The sequence below is a fragment of the Comamonas testosteroni genome, from assembly GCF_014076415.1.
Classification (GTDB): Bacteria; Pseudomonadota; Gammaproteobacteria; order Burkholderiales; family Burkholderiaceae_C; genus Comamonas; species Comamonas testosteroni_F.
In genome coordinates, this window is record NZ_CP043568.1 from 4,833,415 (window position 1) to 4,849,732 (window position 16,318).

The 16,318-nt window shown below is 62.3% G+C and carries 21 protein-coding genes; 12 read left to right on the top strand and 9 right to left on the bottom strand.

Features of this window, described 5'->3' with window-relative positions; translation table 11 throughout:
- Positions 1 to 102 precede the first annotated feature (102 nt).
- Positions 103 to 609 (bottom strand): outer membrane protein assembly factor BamE, encoded by a 507-nt coding sequence (locus F0P97_RS22255; protein WP_182284313.1) that lies wholly within the window; start codon positions 607 to 609, stop codon positions 103 to 105.
- A 106-nt stretch (positions 610 to 715) separates the two neighbouring features.
- Here F0P97_RS22255 and F0P97_RS22260 point away from each other — a divergent pair, with 106 nt between their 5' ends.
- The 5 genes from F0P97_RS22260 to F0P97_RS22280 all read left to right on the top strand — a co-directional run bounded on the left by F0P97_RS22260 (position 716) and on the right by F0P97_RS22280 (position 4,032).
- A complete protein-coding gene (locus F0P97_RS22260; protein WP_182284315.1) occupies positions 716 to 1,174 on the top strand; it encodes a hypothetical protein in 459 nt (152 codons plus the stop codon).
- 444 nt (positions 1,175 to 1,618) lie between these two features.
- On the top strand, positions 1,619 to 1,825 hold the full coding sequence (locus F0P97_RS22265) for a DUF3460 family protein (RefSeq protein WP_003051953.1): 207 nt from the start codon (positions 1,619 to 1,621) through the stop codon (positions 1,823 to 1,825).
- 70 nt (positions 1,826 to 1,895) lie between these two features.
- A complete protein-coding gene (locus F0P97_RS22270; protein WP_182284317.1) occupies positions 1,896 to 2,753 on the top strand; it encodes a segregation and condensation protein A in 858 nt (285 codons plus the stop codon).
- Positions 2,754 to 2,889: 136 nt separating this feature from the next.
- Positions 2,890 to 3,528, top strand: a complete 639-nt coding sequence (gene queE / locus F0P97_RS22275; RefSeq protein ID WP_182284319.1) for a 7-carboxy-7-deazaguanine synthase — start codon at positions 2,890 to 2,892, stop codon at positions 3,526 to 3,528.
- 138 nt (positions 3,529 to 3,666) lie between these two features.
- The gene (locus F0P97_RS22280; RefSeq protein WP_003065792.1) at positions 3,667 to 4,032 is read left to right on the top strand and encodes a 6-pyruvoyl trahydropterin synthase family protein; all 366 of its coding nucleotides are present in this window, start codon (positions 3,667 to 3,669) and stop codon (positions 4,030 to 4,032) included.
- Positions 4,033 to 4,196: 164 nt separating this feature from the next.
- Here F0P97_RS22280 and F0P97_RS22285 read toward each other — a convergent pair whose 3' ends face one another.
- Positions 4,197 to 5,225, bottom strand: coding sequence for a porin (locus F0P97_RS22285; RefSeq protein WP_182284321.1), 1,029 nt, complete (start codon positions 5,223 to 5,225; stop codon positions 4,197 to 4,199).
- A 348-nt stretch (positions 5,226 to 5,573) separates the two neighbouring features.
- Here F0P97_RS22285 and panD point away from each other — a divergent pair, with 348 nt between their 5' ends.
- The 3 genes from panD (at position 5,574) to F0P97_RS22300 (ending at position 7,158) form a co-directional block, all read left to right on the top strand.
- A complete protein-coding gene (gene panD / locus F0P97_RS22290; RefSeq protein ID WP_003051941.1) occupies positions 5,574 to 5,954 on the top strand; it encodes an aspartate 1-decarboxylase in 381 nt (126 codons plus the stop codon).
- 38 nt (positions 5,955 to 5,992) lie between these two features.
- The gene (locus F0P97_RS22295) at positions 5,993 to 6,358 is read left to right on the top strand and encodes a 5-carboxymethyl-2-hydroxymuconate Delta-isomerase (RefSeq protein ID WP_182284323.1); all 366 of its coding nucleotides are present in this window, start codon (positions 5,993 to 5,995) and stop codon (positions 6,356 to 6,358) included.
- 116 nt (positions 6,359 to 6,474) lie between these two features.
- Positions 6,475 to 7,158, top strand: coding sequence for a tRNA-uridine aminocarboxypropyltransferase (locus F0P97_RS22300; protein ID WP_182284324.1), 684 nt, complete (start codon positions 6,475 to 6,477; stop codon positions 7,156 to 7,158).
- 27 nt (positions 7,159 to 7,185) lie between these two features.
- On the opposite strand, the gene yiaA is transcribed toward F0P97_RS22300, so the two are convergent.
- From yiaA to F0P97_RS22330, 6 genes are all read right to left on the bottom strand, one after another.
- Complete coding sequence (yiaA, locus tag F0P97_RS22305) at positions 7,186 to 7,704, bottom strand: inner membrane protein YiaA (protein WP_182284326.1); 519 nt, start codon at positions 7,702 to 7,704, stop codon at positions 7,186 to 7,188.
- 250 nt (positions 7,705 to 7,954) lie between these two features.
- Positions 7,955 to 8,527 (bottom strand): DUF4274 domain-containing protein, encoded by a 573-nt coding sequence (locus tag F0P97_RS22310; RefSeq protein ID WP_182284328.1) that lies wholly within the window; start codon positions 8,525 to 8,527, stop codon positions 7,955 to 7,957.
- 49 nt (positions 8,528 to 8,576) lie between these two features.
- Positions 8,577 to 9,209, bottom strand: a complete 633-nt coding sequence (locus F0P97_RS22315) for an aminotransferase class IV (RefSeq protein WP_182284330.1) — start codon at positions 9,207 to 9,209, stop codon at positions 8,577 to 8,579.
- A complete protein-coding gene (gene pabB / locus F0P97_RS22320; protein ID WP_182284332.1) occupies positions 9,193 to 10,377 on the bottom strand; it encodes an aminodeoxychorismate synthase component I in 1,185 nt (394 codons plus the stop codon). Before pabB ends, F0P97_RS22315 begins: the two co-directional genes overlap by 17 nt.
- Before the next feature lie 162 nt (positions 10,378 to 10,539).
- Positions 10,540 to 10,839, bottom strand: coding sequence for a DUF4148 domain-containing protein (locus F0P97_RS22325; RefSeq protein ID WP_182284334.1), 300 nt, complete (start codon positions 10,837 to 10,839; stop codon positions 10,540 to 10,542).
- A 130-nt stretch (positions 10,840 to 10,969) separates the two neighbouring features.
- Entirely contained in the window at positions 10,970 to 11,704 is a 735-nt protein-coding gene (locus F0P97_RS22330; protein WP_182284336.1) for a Crp/Fnr family transcriptional regulator, read from the bottom strand.
- A 204-nt stretch (positions 11,705 to 11,908) separates the two neighbouring features.
- On the opposite strand from F0P97_RS22330, the gene panB reads away from it, so the two are divergent.
- Both panB and panC read left to right on the top strand, forming a co-directional pair.
- Entirely contained in the window at positions 11,909 to 12,778 is an 870-nt protein-coding gene (panB, locus tag F0P97_RS22335; protein WP_182284338.1) for a 3-methyl-2-oxobutanoate hydroxymethyltransferase, read from the top strand.
- A gap of 40 nt (positions 12,779 to 12,818) precedes the next feature.
- Positions 12,819 to 13,658 (top strand): pantoate--beta-alanine ligase, encoded by an 840-nt coding sequence (panC, locus tag F0P97_RS22340; protein ID WP_182284340.1) that lies wholly within the window; start codon positions 12,819 to 12,821, stop codon positions 13,656 to 13,658.
- Positions 13,659 to 13,774: 116 nt separating this feature from the next.
- Here the strand turns inward: panC and F0P97_RS22345 are convergent, their stop codons facing one another.
- Positions 13,775 to 14,176: a hypothetical protein gene (locus tag F0P97_RS22345; RefSeq protein WP_182284342.1), complete on the bottom strand. Its 402-nt coding sequence runs from the start codon at positions 14,174 to 14,176 to the stop codon at positions 13,775 to 13,777.
- A gap of 100 nt (positions 14,177 to 14,276) precedes the next feature.
- Between F0P97_RS22345 and F0P97_RS22350 the strand changes: the two genes are divergently transcribed.
- Both F0P97_RS22350 and F0P97_RS22355 read left to right on the top strand, forming a co-directional pair.
- Positions 14,277 to 14,726: a MaoC family dehydratase gene (locus F0P97_RS22350; protein ID WP_012839648.1), complete on the top strand. Its 450-nt coding sequence runs from the start codon at positions 14,277 to 14,279 to the stop codon at positions 14,724 to 14,726.
- Positions 14,727 to 14,817: 91 nt separating this feature from the next.
- Positions 14,818 to 16,299, top strand: coding sequence for a SulP family inorganic anion transporter (locus tag F0P97_RS22355; protein WP_182284344.1), 1,482 nt, complete (start codon positions 14,818 to 14,820; stop codon positions 16,297 to 16,299).
- Positions 16,300 to 16,318 lie beyond the last annotated feature (19 nt).

Below are 16,318 nucleotides of genomic sequence, written 5' to 3' on the forward strand. Positions count from 1 at the left end.
CGCCACTACAGCACTCATGCCCTCTTCCGACCGAAGGGAAAAAAGCCCTGTCTGCATCATCACAAACAGGGCTTTGGACAAATCAATCGGCTTTGCTGGCGATCAGCCTCGCGACTCGTCGGGCAGGCGTTCGCGGTTGAGTGTGCGCAGCACCCGGCCATCGGAGCCGAAGGTCACTGTGAACTGCATCTCGCGTGTGGGTGGATCGATGTAGTTCCAGTCCCAGTCTGTTTCCTGCTTGAGCTTGTAAGTCATCATCTTGGCGGGCCTGCCCAGCATGCGGCGCACCTCGTTCTCCTCCATGCCGGGCACGACCCTCGCAAACACATGCGGAGCCAGCACCTGACGCAGCGCGCTCATCTTGCCGTCCGTACCTATGGTGATCATGTAGTTCCTGGCACCGGCCGGCTGACGGTTGTACTCAAAGGTGCGCGAGCCATCCTCTTCGTTCCAGATGCGCTCGGGCTCGCCAAACTTCGCGCGCACATCGGCCTCGGTGGACAGGCCTTCCTCCAGCTCCTTGATCTTCTGATCGTCGCAGCCCAGCAGTGCCAGGGTGCTGATCGCCGCCGCCGCCAGGGCCGCCGTCACACGGGAAAAAATATTCATGGGCTTGAATCACAATGCTTGCCAGACAGAATGCGAATTCTGACAGCAAGCCACCCGCGCACGCGCGCCACTTTTGCAAACGCTTGTTAAAACGGAGCTACCCCTCGTGAACACAACCCTTGAGCAACTGTTCTTCCAATTCACCAACGCCGCGCAGGCGGCCCGGGACCAGCAGGACAAATGGCTGATCATCGATCCCGTCTACGAACACCTGGAGACACTGCAGGACGCCGCACTGGAGCAGGTTCTGCCGCATATCCTGACGCTGATTGAAACCTATCCCGAACTGGACTACGGTGGCCCCGGCCCGTTCGGCAGCCTGATCGAGGAGCACCCCATGGCCGCCTACACCCCGGCCTTGCTGGCATCGCTGGAGCGCCAACCCAGCGTGCAGGTGATAGGCTGGCTGGACCGCACCATGCGCGTGGATGAAGACTTTCAGCGCGGCGACCCGAACCCGGTCGGAGCCGCCGAATTTGCAGCCGTGCTGCGCAAGATCGTCGATTCGCCCCTGGCCTCGGACGACTGCAAGGAGTTCGCGCAGATCTGTCTCAAGGATCTATAAGAACGAGCTTGCAATTTCCTCGCGCCGCGACAGAGGCTTTGCGGGATGGGATGCAAGGGGGCGGCCCCCCGCGCGATACCGCAGCAATAGCCGTGCTATTCGAGGATTGGCGCGGCCGGCGAGGCAACGCCGCATACCGCCCCTGACCGGGCGTCCCTGACCGGGCGTCCCTGACCGGGCGTCCCTGACCGGGCGTCCCTGACCGGGCGTCCCTGACCGGGCGTCCGCAAAGACACGGTCCCGCAGGGTTGGCGCGAAATCGGGCGATTTCTGCGCGCAGTCTCTTGCTTGCACGCCGGTGCAAGCGGCGAGCCATCGCTTCGAACTCATCCCGATTGCGCTCCAACGCGGCCGCGTAGAGATCGCAAGCACGTTCTAATAGCCCAGAGCGGGCCTGGCGTCCGCGACGGGCTAAAATCCGCTGTTCTGAGAGGTTTTACACATATGTCTTTCTTCCGTCGCCCCGACTACCGTTCCGACACCACCAACTTCATCAACGACCTGAAGCAGCAAAAGCCCGAGCTGGACAAGCAACAGCAAGCCGGTCGCGCCCTGCTGTGGGACAAGGACGTGAACTATGAAGTCTGGGAAGATCTGCGCGCCGGCCGCGTGGAACAACAGCCCTACGTGTACCAGACCAACCACTCCTGATATTTTCGATGAAATCAGCCTCCAGCGCTTACTCATCAAGCGCGCTCAGCTCTGCAATCCATAGCAGACCATGAGCGAGGCTGAAGAACAGCCCCTGTTGCCGGGCCAGAGCCCGGACGCTCCTGACCCGTCGCCTTCGGTTGTCGATCAGGTGGCTCTTGCACGCCTGTATGGCGAGCCGCTGTTTGCGCTGCCCCAGGATCTCTATATCCCGCCCGATGCGCTGGAAGTCTTTCTCGAAGCCTTTGAAGGCCCGCTGGACTTGCTGCTCTACCTGATCCGCAAGCAGAACTTCAACATCCTCGACATCCCCATGCTGGACGTGACGCGCCAGTACATGACCTATGTGGACGAGGTGCGCAGCCGCAATCTGGAGCTGGCAGCCGAATATCTGCTGATGGCGGCCATGCTCATCGAGATCAAGTCGCGCATGCTGCTTCCGCCCAAGAAGCAGGAGGACGGCGAGGAAGCCGAGGATCCGCGCGCCGAGCTGGTGCGCCGCCTGCTCGAATACGAGCAGATGAAGCTGGCCGCCCAGCAACTGGGACAGCTGCCCACCTACGGGCGTGACTTTCTCAAGGCCACGGTCTATATCGAGCAAAGCCTGCAACCACGCTTTCCGGATGTGGAAATCGGCGAGCTGCAAGCCGCCTGGCGCGACATCCTCAAGCGCGCCAAGCTGGTGCAAAGCCACAAGATCACGCGCGAAGAGCTGTCGGTGCGCGAGTACATGAGCCAGATCCTCAAGCAGCTACAGGGTCAGCGCTTTGTGGAGTTCGAGCGCATCTTCAATCCGGAAAAAGGCTCGACTGTGCTGGTGGTGACCTTTATCGCCATGCTGGAGCTGGCCAAGGAAACGCTGATCGAAATCACCCAGGCCGAAGCCTATGCGCCCATTTATGTGCGTCTGGCCTATACCCCGGTGTGAGGCTTGAAACCGGTTGCAAGGCAACAGTTCTGTAACCCTATGGCCTACCAGAAGTTCAGCAAGGGCTTACATTCACATCCAGGGCTGCTGCGTAGCGGCCCCTTGTTCCACCGCGCTTTGACGCGACACATTCGACATGACATACAGCGTCAAAGAAATCTTCTACACCTTGCAAGGCGAAGGCGGCCAGGCTGGCATGCCCGCAGTGTTCTGCCGCTTTGCGGGCTGCAATCTGTGGACCGGCCGTGAACAGGACAGGCCCAACGCCATCTGCCAATTCTGCGATACCGATTTTGTCGGCACCGACGGCACCCTTGGCGGCAAGTTCTCCACGGCCGACGAACTGGCCGAGTGCATTCTGAGCCAGTGGCCTGCCGACGACAGCCAGCACCGCATGGTGGTGTTGACGGGCGGCGAGCCTTTGCTGCAGGTCGACCAGGCCCTGATCGCAGCCCTGCATGCGCGCGGTTTTCGTATCTCGGTGGAAAGCAATGGCACGGTGGCAGCGCCGGATGGCATTGACTGGCTGTGTATCAGTCCCAAGGCCGGTGCCGACTGGATTCAACGCAGCGGCCAGGAGCTCAAGCTGGTCTGGCCTCAGCCCACGTTCGATCTGGAAGCCATTGAAGCCAGCACCAGGTTCCAGCATTATTTTCTGCAGCCCATGGACAATGCCCAGCAGAGCAGCAATATTGGCGCCTGTATCGAGCAATGCATGCAGCGCCCCGGCTGGCGTCTGAGCCTGCAAACCCATAAGCTCACGGGAATTAGATGACCCCCCTGAGTCGCTTTGCGCCTTCCCCCCAGGGGGACGACGGCCTTTGCTGCGGGGCGGCCCTTGCTGGCCGTCCGCCATGGGGTCCGTTCCCAGCTCAAAGGCCGAAGGCAATGCTCAGCGTCACCGATCACTGATATGCAGTTCACCGTTCACCAGCGTTTTTTCTTCGATGCCGCCCATACCCTGGAGCGCGCTATCGAGACCGAGAGCAGCCGCCGCATTCACGGCCATACTTACTGGGCGGAAGTCAGCGTGAGAGGCCCGCGCAATCCGGACAACGGCATGGTCATCGACCTCGGCCACCTGCGCGCGCGCCTGGAGCTGCTGCGCGATCAGCTCGACCATCACTTTCTCGATGAAGTGCCGGGCCTGGGCAAGCCTACGCTGGAAAACCTCTGTCTCTTCATCGCCAATGCCCTGGCCGACCTCGAGCCTGCGCCCAGCCGCATCCGCGTCTGGCGCGACAGCATTGGCGACGGTTGCGTGCTCGATCTGTCCTGAATACAGCCCCGCATAGACCCCAAAACAAATCCCAAAAAAAGGCCCCGCTATTGCGGGGCCAGCTTGCTGAGAGTCAGAAGGCTTCCCCACCAGGAGGCCTAACTCGGCAAGATCATCAGGCAGGAGAGCGCGGCAGCCGCCGCAGCTCCCTGATGCCTATGCTCTTAGAAATTGTGGCGCAGGCCGATTTCGTAACCCGTCAGGCTCTTGCCCACAGCGGGTGTAGGGCTCAGCGACGAACCCAGCTTGCGGGCAGCCTTGTCGTCGTTGCTCATGCGTGCCACAGCAGCATAGATTTCGGTTCGCTTGGACAGCTTGTAGCCATAGCCCAGGGCCAGGCGCTGGGAGTCCGCATCGTTTTGCTTCTTGTCCTTGTACCAGGTGTAGGCAGCGCGCAGTTCGCCGGCTCCCAGAGGCATCTTCACACCCAGGCTGTACAGGTCTACGCGCTTGCCGTTGCCGCGATCGGAAGCGATCAGCAGCATGGGAGTGACAACGCCGAAGTTGTAGGAGGCGCCCAGATTCATGGTCTTGTAGTCCACGCCAGCAGCAGCCGTACCGCCGCGTGCGATACCGTAGGCTGCAGCAACGTTCAGAGGACCGTTGGCATAGCCCAGTCGCAGGCCGGTGGAGCTGGCCAGGCTGTGGTCGTCGGCCTGCTCGCCAAAGCTGTGGGTCAGCTGACCATAGACGCCGCCCAGCTTGGGCAGCAGATAGCTGATGGCGTTGGAGTTGCGCTTGGGGTTGGAGCCTTCGGAGGTGCCTGCAGCCGAACCGCTGATCAGGTTATGGCCGTTGATGGCCCCCATGCCGGTGTCACCGAAGGCGTGGAAGGTCTCCAGGTTCTGGTAGGCGGGGGTCTTGTCGCGACCCAGGCGGACTTCACCGAAGTTGCCCAGCAGGCTGACGGTGGAGCGGCGATCGAACTTGAAGCCGGAAGCCGTGCCGTCATCCACGCTCAGGCTGCCTTCCAGCCAGAAATCGGCCTTCAAGCCGCCGCCCAGATCTTCCACGCCGCGAAAGCCCAGACGGCTGCTGGAGTTGCCGCCGTTGGCCAGGCCGGAAACGCTTTTACCGGTCGTGGAGATGTGGGCCACCGACACGTCGGCCACGCCGAAGACGGTAACGCTGGATTGAGCCAGGGCACCGGCGGAGACGGTCAGGGCGGCAAGGGCGAGAAGAGTTCGTTTCATGCTGTTCACTGTGTTTGTAGAAATGAGAAAGCCCATGCAGTACGGCTACGGCCTGCCTTGGACGGGCCCCGTCTGGGACTAAAGTCATTAAACAAAGTGAAAATGAAACATTAGTTACAACCCTTAAAATCGCAACAAAACAACAATCACAACGACAATCGTCACATCGTCCTACATGAGCGGCTGGCAGAGCTATCGACATCGGGAATGCGCTGGCGCCGCATTTCCCTGTCAATGCCCTCAATGAACTACATGGGTTTTGCCGATCGCATTTAGACTTGCGTGATTTTTCGCAAGCACAGGCCTGCCCCATTCCAGCAACGCGCAAAGCGCCCCAGAGAGACAACCATGTTCCGCACCCTGCTCAAATCCAAGATCCACCGCGTCAAGACCACGCAATGCGAGCTGCACTACGAAGGCTCCTGCGCCATCGACGAGGATCTGCTGGATGCCGCCAACATTGCTGAAAACGAACAAGTCCATATCTGGAATATCGACAACGGCGAGCGCTTTGTGACCTACGCCATCAAGGGTGAGCGCGGCACGGGCATGATTTCCGTCAACGGTTCGGCCGCTCGCCGCGCCAGCGTGGGCGACCTGCTCATCATTGCCGCCTTCGCCCAGGTTCATGAAAGCGATGTGGCCGAGCACCAGCCCCAGCTGGTCTTTGTGGACGACAGCAACAAACAGGTCGAGCTGCGCCACAAAGTGCCCACCCAGATGCTGTAAAAACGGCTTTTGCCTCCAACACCGAGCGAGAGAACTCCATGCCTCATCTGCATATTGAATACACCGACAACCTGACCGGCCTGAACGAGCGCGCACTGATGCGCGATATCAACGCAGTGGTCTGTTCCCATCCCACCGTTCTCGATGAAGCCGATGTGAAGGCCCGTATTGCCCGCCTGAACATGGACCATGTCTATATCGGTACCCAGCCCGAAAAGCGCGGCTTTGTCCATGTGCACCTGCAGCTGATGGCAGGCCGCAGCACTGAAGCCAAGAAGCAGATGTCGGACGGCATCGCCGAAGTCCTGCGCCGCCTGGTGCCCCAGCCTGCCGATGTGGTGGTGCAGCTGAGCGTGGACGTATCCGATATGGACAAGGCCACCTACTTCAAGGGTCGCCTCTAAGTCCTTCACGACTCCCGCAACAGCGCCCGCAGCCCATGCTTGCGGGCGTTGTTGTATCAGGGACGTCGGCTTGAATAGAAATCACCTGCACCAAAGACGCAAACAGCTCTTGAATCATGAGCAGACCTGACCCTCGTCCCCGCTGCCCCCACTGTCACCGGGCGCTGCGCACCTGCATCTGCTCGCTGGCCCAGGCGGTTGCGCACCAGGTGGAGGTGCTGATCCTCATGCATCCCATGGAAGTGCATGAGGCCAAGGGCACGGGGCATTTGCTGCATCTGTGTCTGCCGCACAGCCGGGTCATGGTGGGCGAGGAATTCGATGCCGCCGAGCTGGAAGCGGCTCTCCATGGCAGCTGGGCCAGCTGGGCCGATACCGATGGTGCGCCACGCCACAGCCTGCTGCTCTACCCCGATACCGCAGAGCAGGATGCCGCCCTGGGGCTGGCTGCGGCCAGCCCCCTGCCTTTGCCCTGGCCGCAGCCGCCAGAGCGCCTTCGGCTGGTAGTCATCGACGGCACCTGGCGCAAAAGCCGCAAGATGCTCTATCTCAATCCCGCACTGCAGGCCCTGCCGCGCCTGCCCCTGCGCGACGTGCAGGACTCCGGCTACGCCATCCGCAAGGCCCATCTGCCCGGGCAGCTCTCCAGCTTCGAGGCTGCGGCCCTGGCCCTGGCACAGCTGCACAACTGGACCGCAGATGGGCCAGTCAATGCAACACTGCATGCAGTCTTCAAGCAGTTTGTGGCGCAGCAGCTGCAGCTGCGCCAATGCAATCAGGCGCCCCAAAGGAGCGCCTGAGATTCAGCGGTCAACCCGTTTTCCGGCTCAGCGGTTATTGACCACCTGCTCGGGCAGATCGGCAGACTTGGCGGGATCGGTCACTACCAGGGCAGGGCCGCTGCGCTCACTCTTGCTGCGCTTGCGCTCTGCTGTTCCATCGTCGGCGCTCAGACTGTCGCGGGTATTTTTCTGCACGGCAATCGCACCGAACAGGGCCAGTGCAAAAGCCATGGCATAGAAACCTTTTTCGCTGAGCTGCAACGTGGCGTTGAAGAGACCTGCGCCCAGAAGCAGCACCGCAATGATCAGCGCCACCCAGCTGATGCCGTAGTAAATGCCGGTCACGGCAACGCCCTCGAGCTTGTCTCGCACGGTTTTTTGCAGCGAGATGGCCGAGTACAGGCCCAGCACCAGCACGGCAAAGTAAAAGCCTTTTTCGTTGAGCTGCATGGCTGCATTCCACAACCCGACCAGGAAGGCGGCGATGCCCAGCAGCAAGGCGGCCCAGGATGCACCGACAAAGGCGGCTGAAGGCTTGTGGCTGGTGACGGCTTGAGAGTTCATGAGCTTGTCTCGGAAGTTGTGGTGAACGGATAGTAGAAAATCCATTCTCTCAAGCCAAGAGATTCTTCACAAGGTATCGCCAGAAGATACCCACAGAGCTGTTTCACTCATCAGCCACTGGCTTGCCTGAACGGGCCCAGCTACGCCCCCGGCGGCAGCGGCTTCATCCGGAGCACGGCCATCTGCCGTTTCATGCGCCACAGCGCCCATGCAGAGGCTTGCGTGAACGCGGCAACCGGGCGCGCAGGCGCTAATCCTCATCCTCGACTTCATCTCCATCCATGGCGGCATTGAGCTCCTCCTGGACATGGGGCGGCATCCCGTCTTCCCAGCCATGCTCGTCGACATAGGCATAGATATCGGGTTGCTCGCCGGGCACGGCCTGCAGCATGATGGCCGGAATCTGCCATTTGGCTTCATCGCCCTTGACGGCTTCGCTGGTCCAGTCATAGCCTGGGTGCTTTTCATTGCCCGTGGGCGAAGCCAGATCGTTGGCCGGATCCCAGCCGATGGTGGCGGGAGCAAGATTGCCCTGTTCAAAGCGCTGGCTCAGCGCCTGCACACGGGCCCAGCCTGGGCGGTTGATGCTGGGTACCTTGTCCTGCGAAGCATAGTGCTGGAAATAGCCCGGCTGCTGATACCAGTACAAGGCCTTGGCAACGGCCGGCTCCAGCTTGGGATGCTTGCTGATCCAGTCCGGCAGCGCGCTGCCGTTGTCGTAGTTCATGGTGGTGACCACGGCCAGCCACTGAAGGGGCGAAGCAGTGTCCAGGAATTCCTTCATCAGGTCCAGATACAGGGCATCAAAGTCGTCGTCATCCATGGCTGAGACTCCTCCAGGTTGCATACATCCGCACGATAACAAACCAGGCCTAGACGATCAAACGAGCATCCAGCCAGCCACGCAGGCTATTGATGAAGGCCCATCCGCTGGCATGGTTTGCCTCTTGCAGCGTCACCACCTGCTCTGTCAGCCTGCCCTGGGACAGGGCCAGTGCCCGCCCCACGCCAGGCAGCAGCCCGCATTGCAGCGGCGGGGTGACCCAGCGCCCATCCAGCTGCACGGCAATATTGCCGCGCGTGCCTTCGGTGATCTGACCGTCCTCGTTGAAAAGCACGATATCGAAAATGCCGGTGCCCTGGGGCTTGAAAGCGTCGTAATGCTGACGTACCGAGGTTTTGAAACGCACCACATCGCTATGCGCCACCGCGTTCGCAATGGGTTGATGTGCCAGCTGCAATGCCACAGGCTGGACCGTGGGCGGCAAGGGCTCGGCCGTGATCTGCACTTCACCCGTGATCGAAAGCGCCAGCCGCACGCGCCAGTCGCCCATGGCATGAGTCTGTCTGGCCATGCACTCCATATCGGACTCCAGCTGCCTCTGCATCAAGGGATAGCGAAAATGCTGCGCCGTGATCTGCAGGCGCGCCCAATGCAAGGCCCAGTTCTGCCAGTGGCCATCCTTGAGCGCCAGGGTTTCGAGAATCTCAAGATTCGTGTTCATGCTCCAGCACCTTCAGAAAAGCCTGCTTGTGTTGCCATTCCATCCATTCATCGGCCGCATTGGCGCTGGCCGTGATGCCGCTGCCTATGCCGCAGCTCAGGCGCCCGTTCCTGAGCACCACTGTGCGAATGGGAACATTGAAAGTTGCGTGAATACTCCCCGGCTTGGCCCCGGGTCGTACCACGCCCAGCGCACCGCAGTAGACGCCACGAGGCTCGGGCTCCAGTTCGCGAATCAGGCGCATGGCCTGGCGTTTGGGCGCACCGGTAATCGAGCCGCAAGGGAACAGCGCCCCGAATACATCCACCAGCCGCACATCCGAGCGCGTGCGTGCCACCACATCCGAGGTCATCTGCCAGACGGCCGGCAGCGCCTGGACCTGAAACAGCTGCGGCACTTCCACGCTGTGCGGCACGGCTATACGCGACAGATCGTTGCGCAGCAAATCCACAATCATCACGTTCTCTGCTCGCTCCTTGGCCGACTCGCGCATGGTTTGCGCAGCCCTCGCATCGGCTTCAGGGGTCTTGCCGCGCGCCGCCGTGCCCTTCATGGGGCGGGTCAGAATCCGCTCGCCGTCCCAGTCGAAAAACAACTCCGGGGACAGCGACAGCACCTGCATGTCACCGCTGTCGACCAGCGCCGCATAGCCTCCGGGCTGGGCCTGCTGCAGCCTTGCAAACAGCTCTTGGGCCAGTGCGGCAGTGTCGGACTCTTTCTCACCCGAAAGCTCTGCAGTCAAGGGGGCTGTGTAATTGATCTGATAGCAGTCGCCCGCCGCAATGGCCGCATGAATGCACGCCACATGGGCATCGAACTGTTCGCGGCTCAGAGCCGTCTGCCAATGTATTGCCGAAGAAGGCACGGGCGGGTTCTGCCCACAGGCAGCCAGCGGCGCGCGATGCAGGCCGAACCAGACCAGCGGCTGACCCGGTGGGGAGGCATGTACGGCATCGGCATAGGCACGGTCAAAAGCTGCAGCCGCCTCGTAGGCCAGCCACCCCACGCACCACAGGCCTTGCTCCGCAGCCTGCTGCACGGCTTCCAGCACGGCTGGCACGTCCTCGGGCCGATGCGCTTGCAAGACCTGCTCGGGCTGGCCAAAGCCATGCTGCAGACGGGCTGCACCCGCCTGCCAGGGAGCGGTGAAATCAAGAACGGTTTTCAAGTCAGATCACCTGCAAGCACACTATCGATATGCGCCGAATGCTATCAAACTTGCTATATCCATCAGCCTGGCATTGCCAGCATAAAAAAAAGCGCTGAAGGAATCCCTCAGCGCGCATCCACCAATAGGCCACCTCTGTCGGATGGCTAAGAGAGAACTCTGTTACTTGCCGCCCAGTTGCGACTGGTACTTGGCCACGGCAGCCGTGTAGGCGGGGCTGGCCAGCAGACGCTGGTATTCGGCATAGGCCTTGCGGTACTCGTTGCTGAATTCTGTTTCGACATAAGCCGCAGGCGTGGGCATATAGCCCAGACCTGCACGCTGGTACATCTCAAGGTCGGCCATCACTTCGGCACGACTTTTGCTGGAGGTTACGGAAGTTTGGGGGAGGTCTTGAGCCATGGCAACCGCGGCGCTGGCGGTCAGCACAGCTGCGGTCAACAAACGGGTGAGGGAGCGCATTTTCAATCCTTTCAACGGCGCAGCGGCGGAAAAAGACCTGCCGCGCGGTGCACGACTGAACTATGCGCCCGGCCTCCATGGGCCGTCTGTGCGTTTTCTCACGTAAAAACTCATTTCACATTGCGAGAAATCAATGCGCTTCTTCGAGCAGCAATCGCAGGCCATCGACGCGGCAAAGACGCAGATTGCGCCCCTCACGTCTGAGCAGGCCCAGGCGCGTGAGCCGCGACATCTCGCGTGCGACCTCTTCGCGGCTGGTGCCCAGCATCAGGGCCAGATCGTTCTGGCGCGGAGCCGGCGACAGCAGGGCCTCGTCGTTCTCGATTCCCGCCATCTCGGCCCGCTCCAGCAACTGGGCATGCAGGCGGCCGCGCACCGTGAGGGTTCCCAGGCTGACCACACGCCGCGCCAGCACCCCGGCCAGCTCGCTGAGCCGCTGGACCACGGCCCGCATGACCAGAACATCGCTCATGATCAATGCTTCGAGCTCTGCACTGGAAAGCGATGCCACCAGGCTTTCATGCGTGGCCTGCACCTGCACGGACACATGCCTGACCAGGGACTTGGGCGCGAAAGCACCAAAAAAGAAACCGGGCTCCAGATAACCCAGAATCATGGCCCGCCCGCTGGTGCTGTAGCTGCCGACACTGAGCTGGCCATTGATCAGCATGTATATGCGCTCATCGGTATAGGCCCCGTGCAGCACCTGTCCCGACTCCAGCCGGTGCCAAAGGCATTGCCCCGCCAGCACGGACAGCCTCTCGTCGGACAGCGACTCCAGCCAGCTCACGCTGCGCAATCCCTGCCAGGCAACGGCTGACACAGGCGCTGAAACCGAGGGCTGCGGGAACTCGAGCATGGACATGAACAACCTTGTGCAAAAAGAAATGGAAGGCCGCAGAACGCAGGGCCATGCAATGCATGGCCACACAGCATATTAAGGTGGCTGACAGCAGCCATACCCTTTTTCAACGTGGCGCTGCAGCGCAGCATCGCATAGACTCGCGGGCAAATTTGCCTGCAGGCTTTTCTGCGGGGCCCAGCCATAGACAAGACCAGGAGACACCCCATGACCGCTACCGGCACGCCTTACGGAACCATCCCCCCCTCTTCTCCCCAGCCCCAGCGCCGCCCCGTCAGCCTGCCGCGCCTGGCTCAGATGCGCGCGGCCGGTGAAAAAATCACCATGCTGACGGCCTATGACGCCACGTTTGCCGCGGTGGCCGACGCGGCCGGGGTGGAGTGCATCCTGGTCGGCGACTCGCTGGGCATGGTCTGCCAGGGCCTGCACAGCACCGTAGGCGTGACGCTTCAGGATATGGCCTATCACACGGCCAGCGTCACGCGAGGCCTGCACCGCGCCCAGGCCACGGCCTGGGTGATTGCCGACATGCCCTACGGCAGCTATGCCGAAAGTCCCGAGCAGGCCATGCGCAGCGCCTGCCAGCTGATGCAGGCCGGCGCCCATATGGTCAAGCTCGAAGGCGGTGGCTGGACCGCGCCCACCGTGCGCTTTCTCGTCGATCGCGGCGTGCCCGTGTGCGCCCACCTGGGACTGACGCCGCAGACCGTGCATGCACTGGGCGGCTACCGCGTCCAGGGCAAGGACGAAGAGGCCGCCGCTACGCTGCGCCAGCATGCGCTGGAGCTTCAGGACGCAGGGGCCTCCATGCTGGTGCTGGAGATGGTGCCCGCAGCCCTGTCCGCCCAGCTGACCGAGGAGCTGCCGCTGTGCCACACCATAGGCATTGGCGCGGGCAATGGCACGGCCGGCCAGGTTCTGGTGCTGCACGACATGCTGGGCGTGAACCTGGGCAAGATGGCCAGGTTCGTGCACAACTTCATGGCCGATGCCGGCAGCGTCAAGGGCGCCATGGAAGCCTATGTGCAGTCCGTCAAGAATGGCAGCTTCCCCGACAATGCCCTGCACGCCTGGTGAGCCCGGGCTTTTGTTTTTGTTTTCCCCCACTGTTTGAGTCATGCAAATCGTTCACACCATCGCCGACCTGCGCGCCGCACTGGCCGGTCGCGGCCGCCCTGCTTTCGTGCCCACCATGGGCAATCTGCACGAGGGCCATCTCTCCCTGGTGCGCCACGCCCGCCAGCATGGCGATGTGACCGTGGCCAGCATCTTCGTGAACCGCCTGCAGTTTCTGCCTCACGAAGACTTCGACAGCTACCCGCGTACCTTCGATGCCGACTGCGCCAAGCTGCAAGCTGAAGGCTGCGACATCGTCTTCGCCCCCAGGGAGAAAGACCTCTACCCCGAGCCGCAGACCTTCAAGATCCAGCCTGATGCGCAGCTGGCCGACATTCTGGAAGGCCACTTCCGCCCCGGTTTCTTCACCGGCGTCTGCACCGTGGTCATGAAGCTGTTCCAGGCCGTGTTTGCCACCACTGGCGGCGGCACGGCCGTTTTCGGGCAGAAGGACTATCAGCAGCTGATGGTGATCCGCCGCATGGTGCAGCAGTTCGCCCTGCCCATAGAGATCATCGGCTGCGCCACGGCGCGCGCCGACAGCGGCCTGGCCCTGAGCTCACGCAACAGCTACCTCAGCGATGAACAGCGTGTGCAGGCCATGGCGCTGTCCGAGGCGCTCAAGGCCCTGGCAGATGCCGCGCGCCGGGGCGGCAATCTGGCCGATCTCGAAGCGCAGGCCATGGCCGCGCTGCGCGCCAAGGGCTGGGAGCCCGACTATCTGAGCGTGCGCCAGCGCAGCGATCTGCAGACACCGGCCGATGCGCGTGGCGGCGAACTGGTGGCCCTGGGCGCGGCGCGCCTGGGCAGCACCCGGCTCATAGACAACCTGGAGTTCTAGGATTGCGCATCCCTCTTGGCGCTGTACGGCAAGGGCAGCCGGCCCTTGCCCGGCGCCTCTGATTCAGGCCGCGCCAGTGCCCAGTATCAAGAACAATGCAAAGGCGAGGAGCGCCATCAGCACTGGTAGGAGTCCACCGGCGACTGGCTGGGCAGGGCCTGCAGCGCAAGCCCCTGCCCCTTGAGCCGGCAGAACAGGCCGTCGCCCATTTCCAGCTCCAGCACAAAATCCGCATCGCTGGCAAAAGGCAGAGGCAGACCGCGCAGCCGCTGCCCGGCGATATGCAGCTGCGCTTGCCGAACACGGCCTGCGGCGGCCAGGACCAGGGTCAAATCCGCCTCCGAAGCTTTGTCAGTATGCGCGATGCGCCTGCATATCAATAGCAACGGCTGCCACAGGCCCTCGCCGGCCCCGGCTCGTTCACCGTCAAGCACACGGGCAGCGGAAAAGCGGATCTGCAACGCGCCGTTCTGCAGGCTGATTGCCGCGATCTCGGAATCTTCAAGCTCGAAATTCATGCGTCCAAGCATAGCGCTATGGCACCTTGGCAACAGCAGCCAGTGCCGCCGCCGCGCATACTGTCGAGCACCCTATACACCGCCATGAAAGAGGACGCCAATGAGCGAGAAACTGTATCTGGATGATCTGTACGTAGGCCAGAAGTTCGTCAGCGAGGGCTACCCGCTGGATGAGGCGCAAATCATTGCCTATGCCAGGCAGTTCGATCCCCAGGTCTTTCACCTCGACCCCGAAGCCGCCAAGCATACCTTCTTCCAGGGCCTGGCCGCCAGCGGCTGGCATACGGCCTCCATCAGCATGCTGCTGGTGACGCAAAGCATTCCCCTGGCCGACGGCGTGATCGGCGGCGGCATGGAAGAGCTGGCCTGGCCCCAGCCCACACGCCCTGGTGATGTGCTGCAGGTCGAGTCGGAAATTGTGGAGATCATTCCTTCCCAGTCCAAACCCAACCGGGCCCTGGTGCGTGTCCTCTCCCACACCAAAAACCAGCGCGGCGAGGTGCTGCAGCGCTTCAGGCCCAAGATGGTGTGCTTCAAGCGCCCGGCCTGACCCTTGCGCAGCAAAAGTCCTGGGCACTGCTTAATATCGCCCACCGGCGCTGCCTGCTCTGCACAGGCGGCGCATCACTTGCTGCTGCGATATGAATCCCCATTTTTCCCTGAGCCGATGGCGCGCCGAATGGGCGCCCAGCGTGCCGCGTGAGCTGCTGGCCGGCGCCGTCGCCACGTTTGCGCTGATTCCCGAGGTCATTGCCTTTTCCTTTGTCGCGGGTGTGGACCCGGCCGTGGGGCTGTATGCCTCCTTCATCATCAGCATCGTGATTGCCGTGTTCGGCGCACGTCCGGCCATGGTCTCGGCAGCGGCCGGCTCGGTGGCCCTGGTGGCGGCTCCGCTGGTCGCATCGCATGGTCTGCCATATCTGCTGGCCGCAGGCTTGCTGGCGGGTGCCATGCAGATCATCTTCGGCCTGTGCAAGATGGGCAGCCTGGTGCGCTTTGTCTCCAGCTCGGTGCGCACGGGTTTTGTCAACGCGCTGGCCATTCTGATCTTTTCAGCCCAGTTGCCGCATCTGCACGGAGCCAACACCGCCACCTGGGCCATGCTGGCCCTGGGCCTGGCCCTGATCTACGGCCTGCCCTGGCTGGGACAGAGACTGCAGCTCAAGGCGCTGGGCGCCATTCCCTCACCACTGATCTGCGTGCTAGTGCTGACGCTGCTCGCCAGCTTCATGGGCCTGCCCCTCAAGACCGTGGCCGATCTGGGCCATCTGCCGGACAGCCTGCCGCTGTTTGCACTGCCCGAAATCCCCGCGAGCCTGGAGACGCTACGCATCATCGCCCTGCCAGCCCTGGCGATTGCCATGGTGGGTCTGCTGGAGTCGGTGCTCACAGCCGCCGTGGTGGACGACCTGACGGGCACGCCCAGCAACAAGAGCCGCGAATGCACGGGCCTGGGCCTGGCCAATGTCTCGGCCAGCCTGTTCGGCGGCATTGCGGGCTGCGGCATGATCGGCCAGGCGGTTGGCAACGTGAAATACGGCGGCCGCGGTCGTCTGTCCACCCTGTTTGCCGGGGTGTTTCTGCTGATTCTCATGGTCGCCCTCAAGCCCTGGGTGTCGCGGGTACCGGTGATTGCTCTGGTGGCCATCATGGTCATGGTGTCGGTCTCGACCTTCGACTGGAAGTCGCTGGGCAATCTGGTGCGCCACCCGCGTCTGTCCAGCTCGGTGATGCTGGTGACGGTGGTCATCACCATCGCCACCCACAATCTGGCCGCCGGCGTGGTGGCAGGCGTGCTGCTCTCGGGCGTGTTCTTCACCTTCAAGGTGGCCCATATGCTGCAGGTCCGGGGCAGCCTGGACGAGACCGGCGATCTCTATACCTGGACGGTGAGCGGCCAGGTGTTTTTTGCCTCGGCCGATGCGCTGATCGAAGCCTTCGACGTGCGTGCCGCGGCCGGCAGGCAGGCCCGCATCGATGTAAGTGGCGCGCATTTCTGGGACATCACCGCCGTGGGCGCGCTGGACAAGGTGATGGAGCGCCTGCGCCAGCATGGCTGCCGCGTGGAGCTGACGGGGCTGGACGAGGCCAGTCAACGACTGATAGAACGCATCAGGGTCTAGGTTTGGCGGCTGGTGGCCG

Bases quoted from the DNA above. Each gene is read 5' to 3' on its own strand.
- F0P97_RS22270 (WP_182284317.1), top strand. From the start codon at position 1,896: ATGAGCGAGGCTGAAGAACAGCCCCTGTTGCCGGGCCAGAGCCCGGAC.
- F0P97_RS22325 (WP_182284334.1), bottom strand. From the start codon at position 10,839: ATGCGCTCCCTCACCCGTTTGTTGACCGCAGCTGTGCTGACCGCCAGC.
- F0P97_RS22265 (WP_003051953.1), top strand. From the start codon at position 1,619: ATGTCTTTCTTCCGTCGCCCCGACTACCGTTCCGACACCACCAACTTC.
- F0P97_RS22285 (WP_182284321.1), bottom strand. From the start codon at position 5,225: ATGAAACGAACTCTTCTCGCCCTTGCCGCCCTGACCGTCTCCGCCGGT.
- F0P97_RS22280 (WP_003065792.1), top strand. From the start codon at position 3,667: ATGCAGTTCACCGTTCACCAGCGTTTTTTCTTCGATGCCGCCCATACC.
- F0P97_RS22315 (WP_182284330.1), bottom strand. From the start codon at position 9,209: ATGAACACGAATCTTGAGATTCTCGAAACCCTGGCGCTCAAGGATGGC.
- F0P97_RS22310 (WP_182284328.1), bottom strand. From the start codon at position 8,527: ATGGATGACGACGACTTTGATGCCCTGTATCTGGACCTGATGAAGGAA.
- F0P97_RS22295 (WP_182284323.1), top strand. From the start codon at position 5,993: ATGCCTCATCTGCATATTGAATACACCGACAACCTGACCGGCCTGAAC.
- panB (WP_182284338.1), top strand. From the start codon at position 11,909: ATGACCGCTACCGGCACGCCTTACGGAACCATCCCCCCCTCTTCTCCC.
- F0P97_RS22255 (WP_182284313.1), bottom strand. From the start codon at position 609: ATGAATATTTTTTCCCGTGTGACGGCGGCCCTGGCGGCGGCGGCGATC.
- panD (WP_003051941.1), top strand. From the start codon at position 5,574: ATGTTCCGCACCCTGCTCAAATCCAAGATCCACCGCGTCAAGACCACG.
- F0P97_RS22350 (WP_012839648.1), top strand. From the start codon at position 14,277: ATGAGCGAGAAACTGTATCTGGATGATCTGTACGTAGGCCAGAAGTTC.
- F0P97_RS22345 (WP_182284342.1), bottom strand. From the start codon at position 14,176: ATGAATTTCGAGCTTGAAGATTCCGAGATCGCGGCAATCAGCCTGCAG.
- panC (WP_182284340.1), top strand. From the start codon at position 12,819: ATGCAAATCGTTCACACCATCGCCGACCTGCGCGCCGCACTGGCCGGT.
- F0P97_RS22330 (WP_182284336.1), bottom strand. From the start codon at position 11,704: ATGTCCATGCTCGAGTTCCCGCAGCCCTCGGTTTCAGCGCCTGTGTCA.
- yiaA (WP_182284326.1), bottom strand. From the start codon at position 7,704: ATGAACTCTCAAGCCGTCACCAGCCACAAGCCTTCAGCCGCCTTTGTC.
- F0P97_RS22300 (WP_182284324.1), top strand. From the start codon at position 6,475: ATGAGCAGACCTGACCCTCGTCCCCGCTGCCCCCACTGTCACCGGGCG.
- F0P97_RS22355 (WP_182284344.1), top strand. From the start codon at position 14,818: ATGAATCCCCATTTTTCCCTGAGCCGATGGCGCGCCGAATGGGCGCCC.
- queE (WP_182284319.1), top strand. From the start codon at position 2,890: ATGACATACAGCGTCAAAGAAATCTTCTACACCTTGCAAGGCGAAGGC.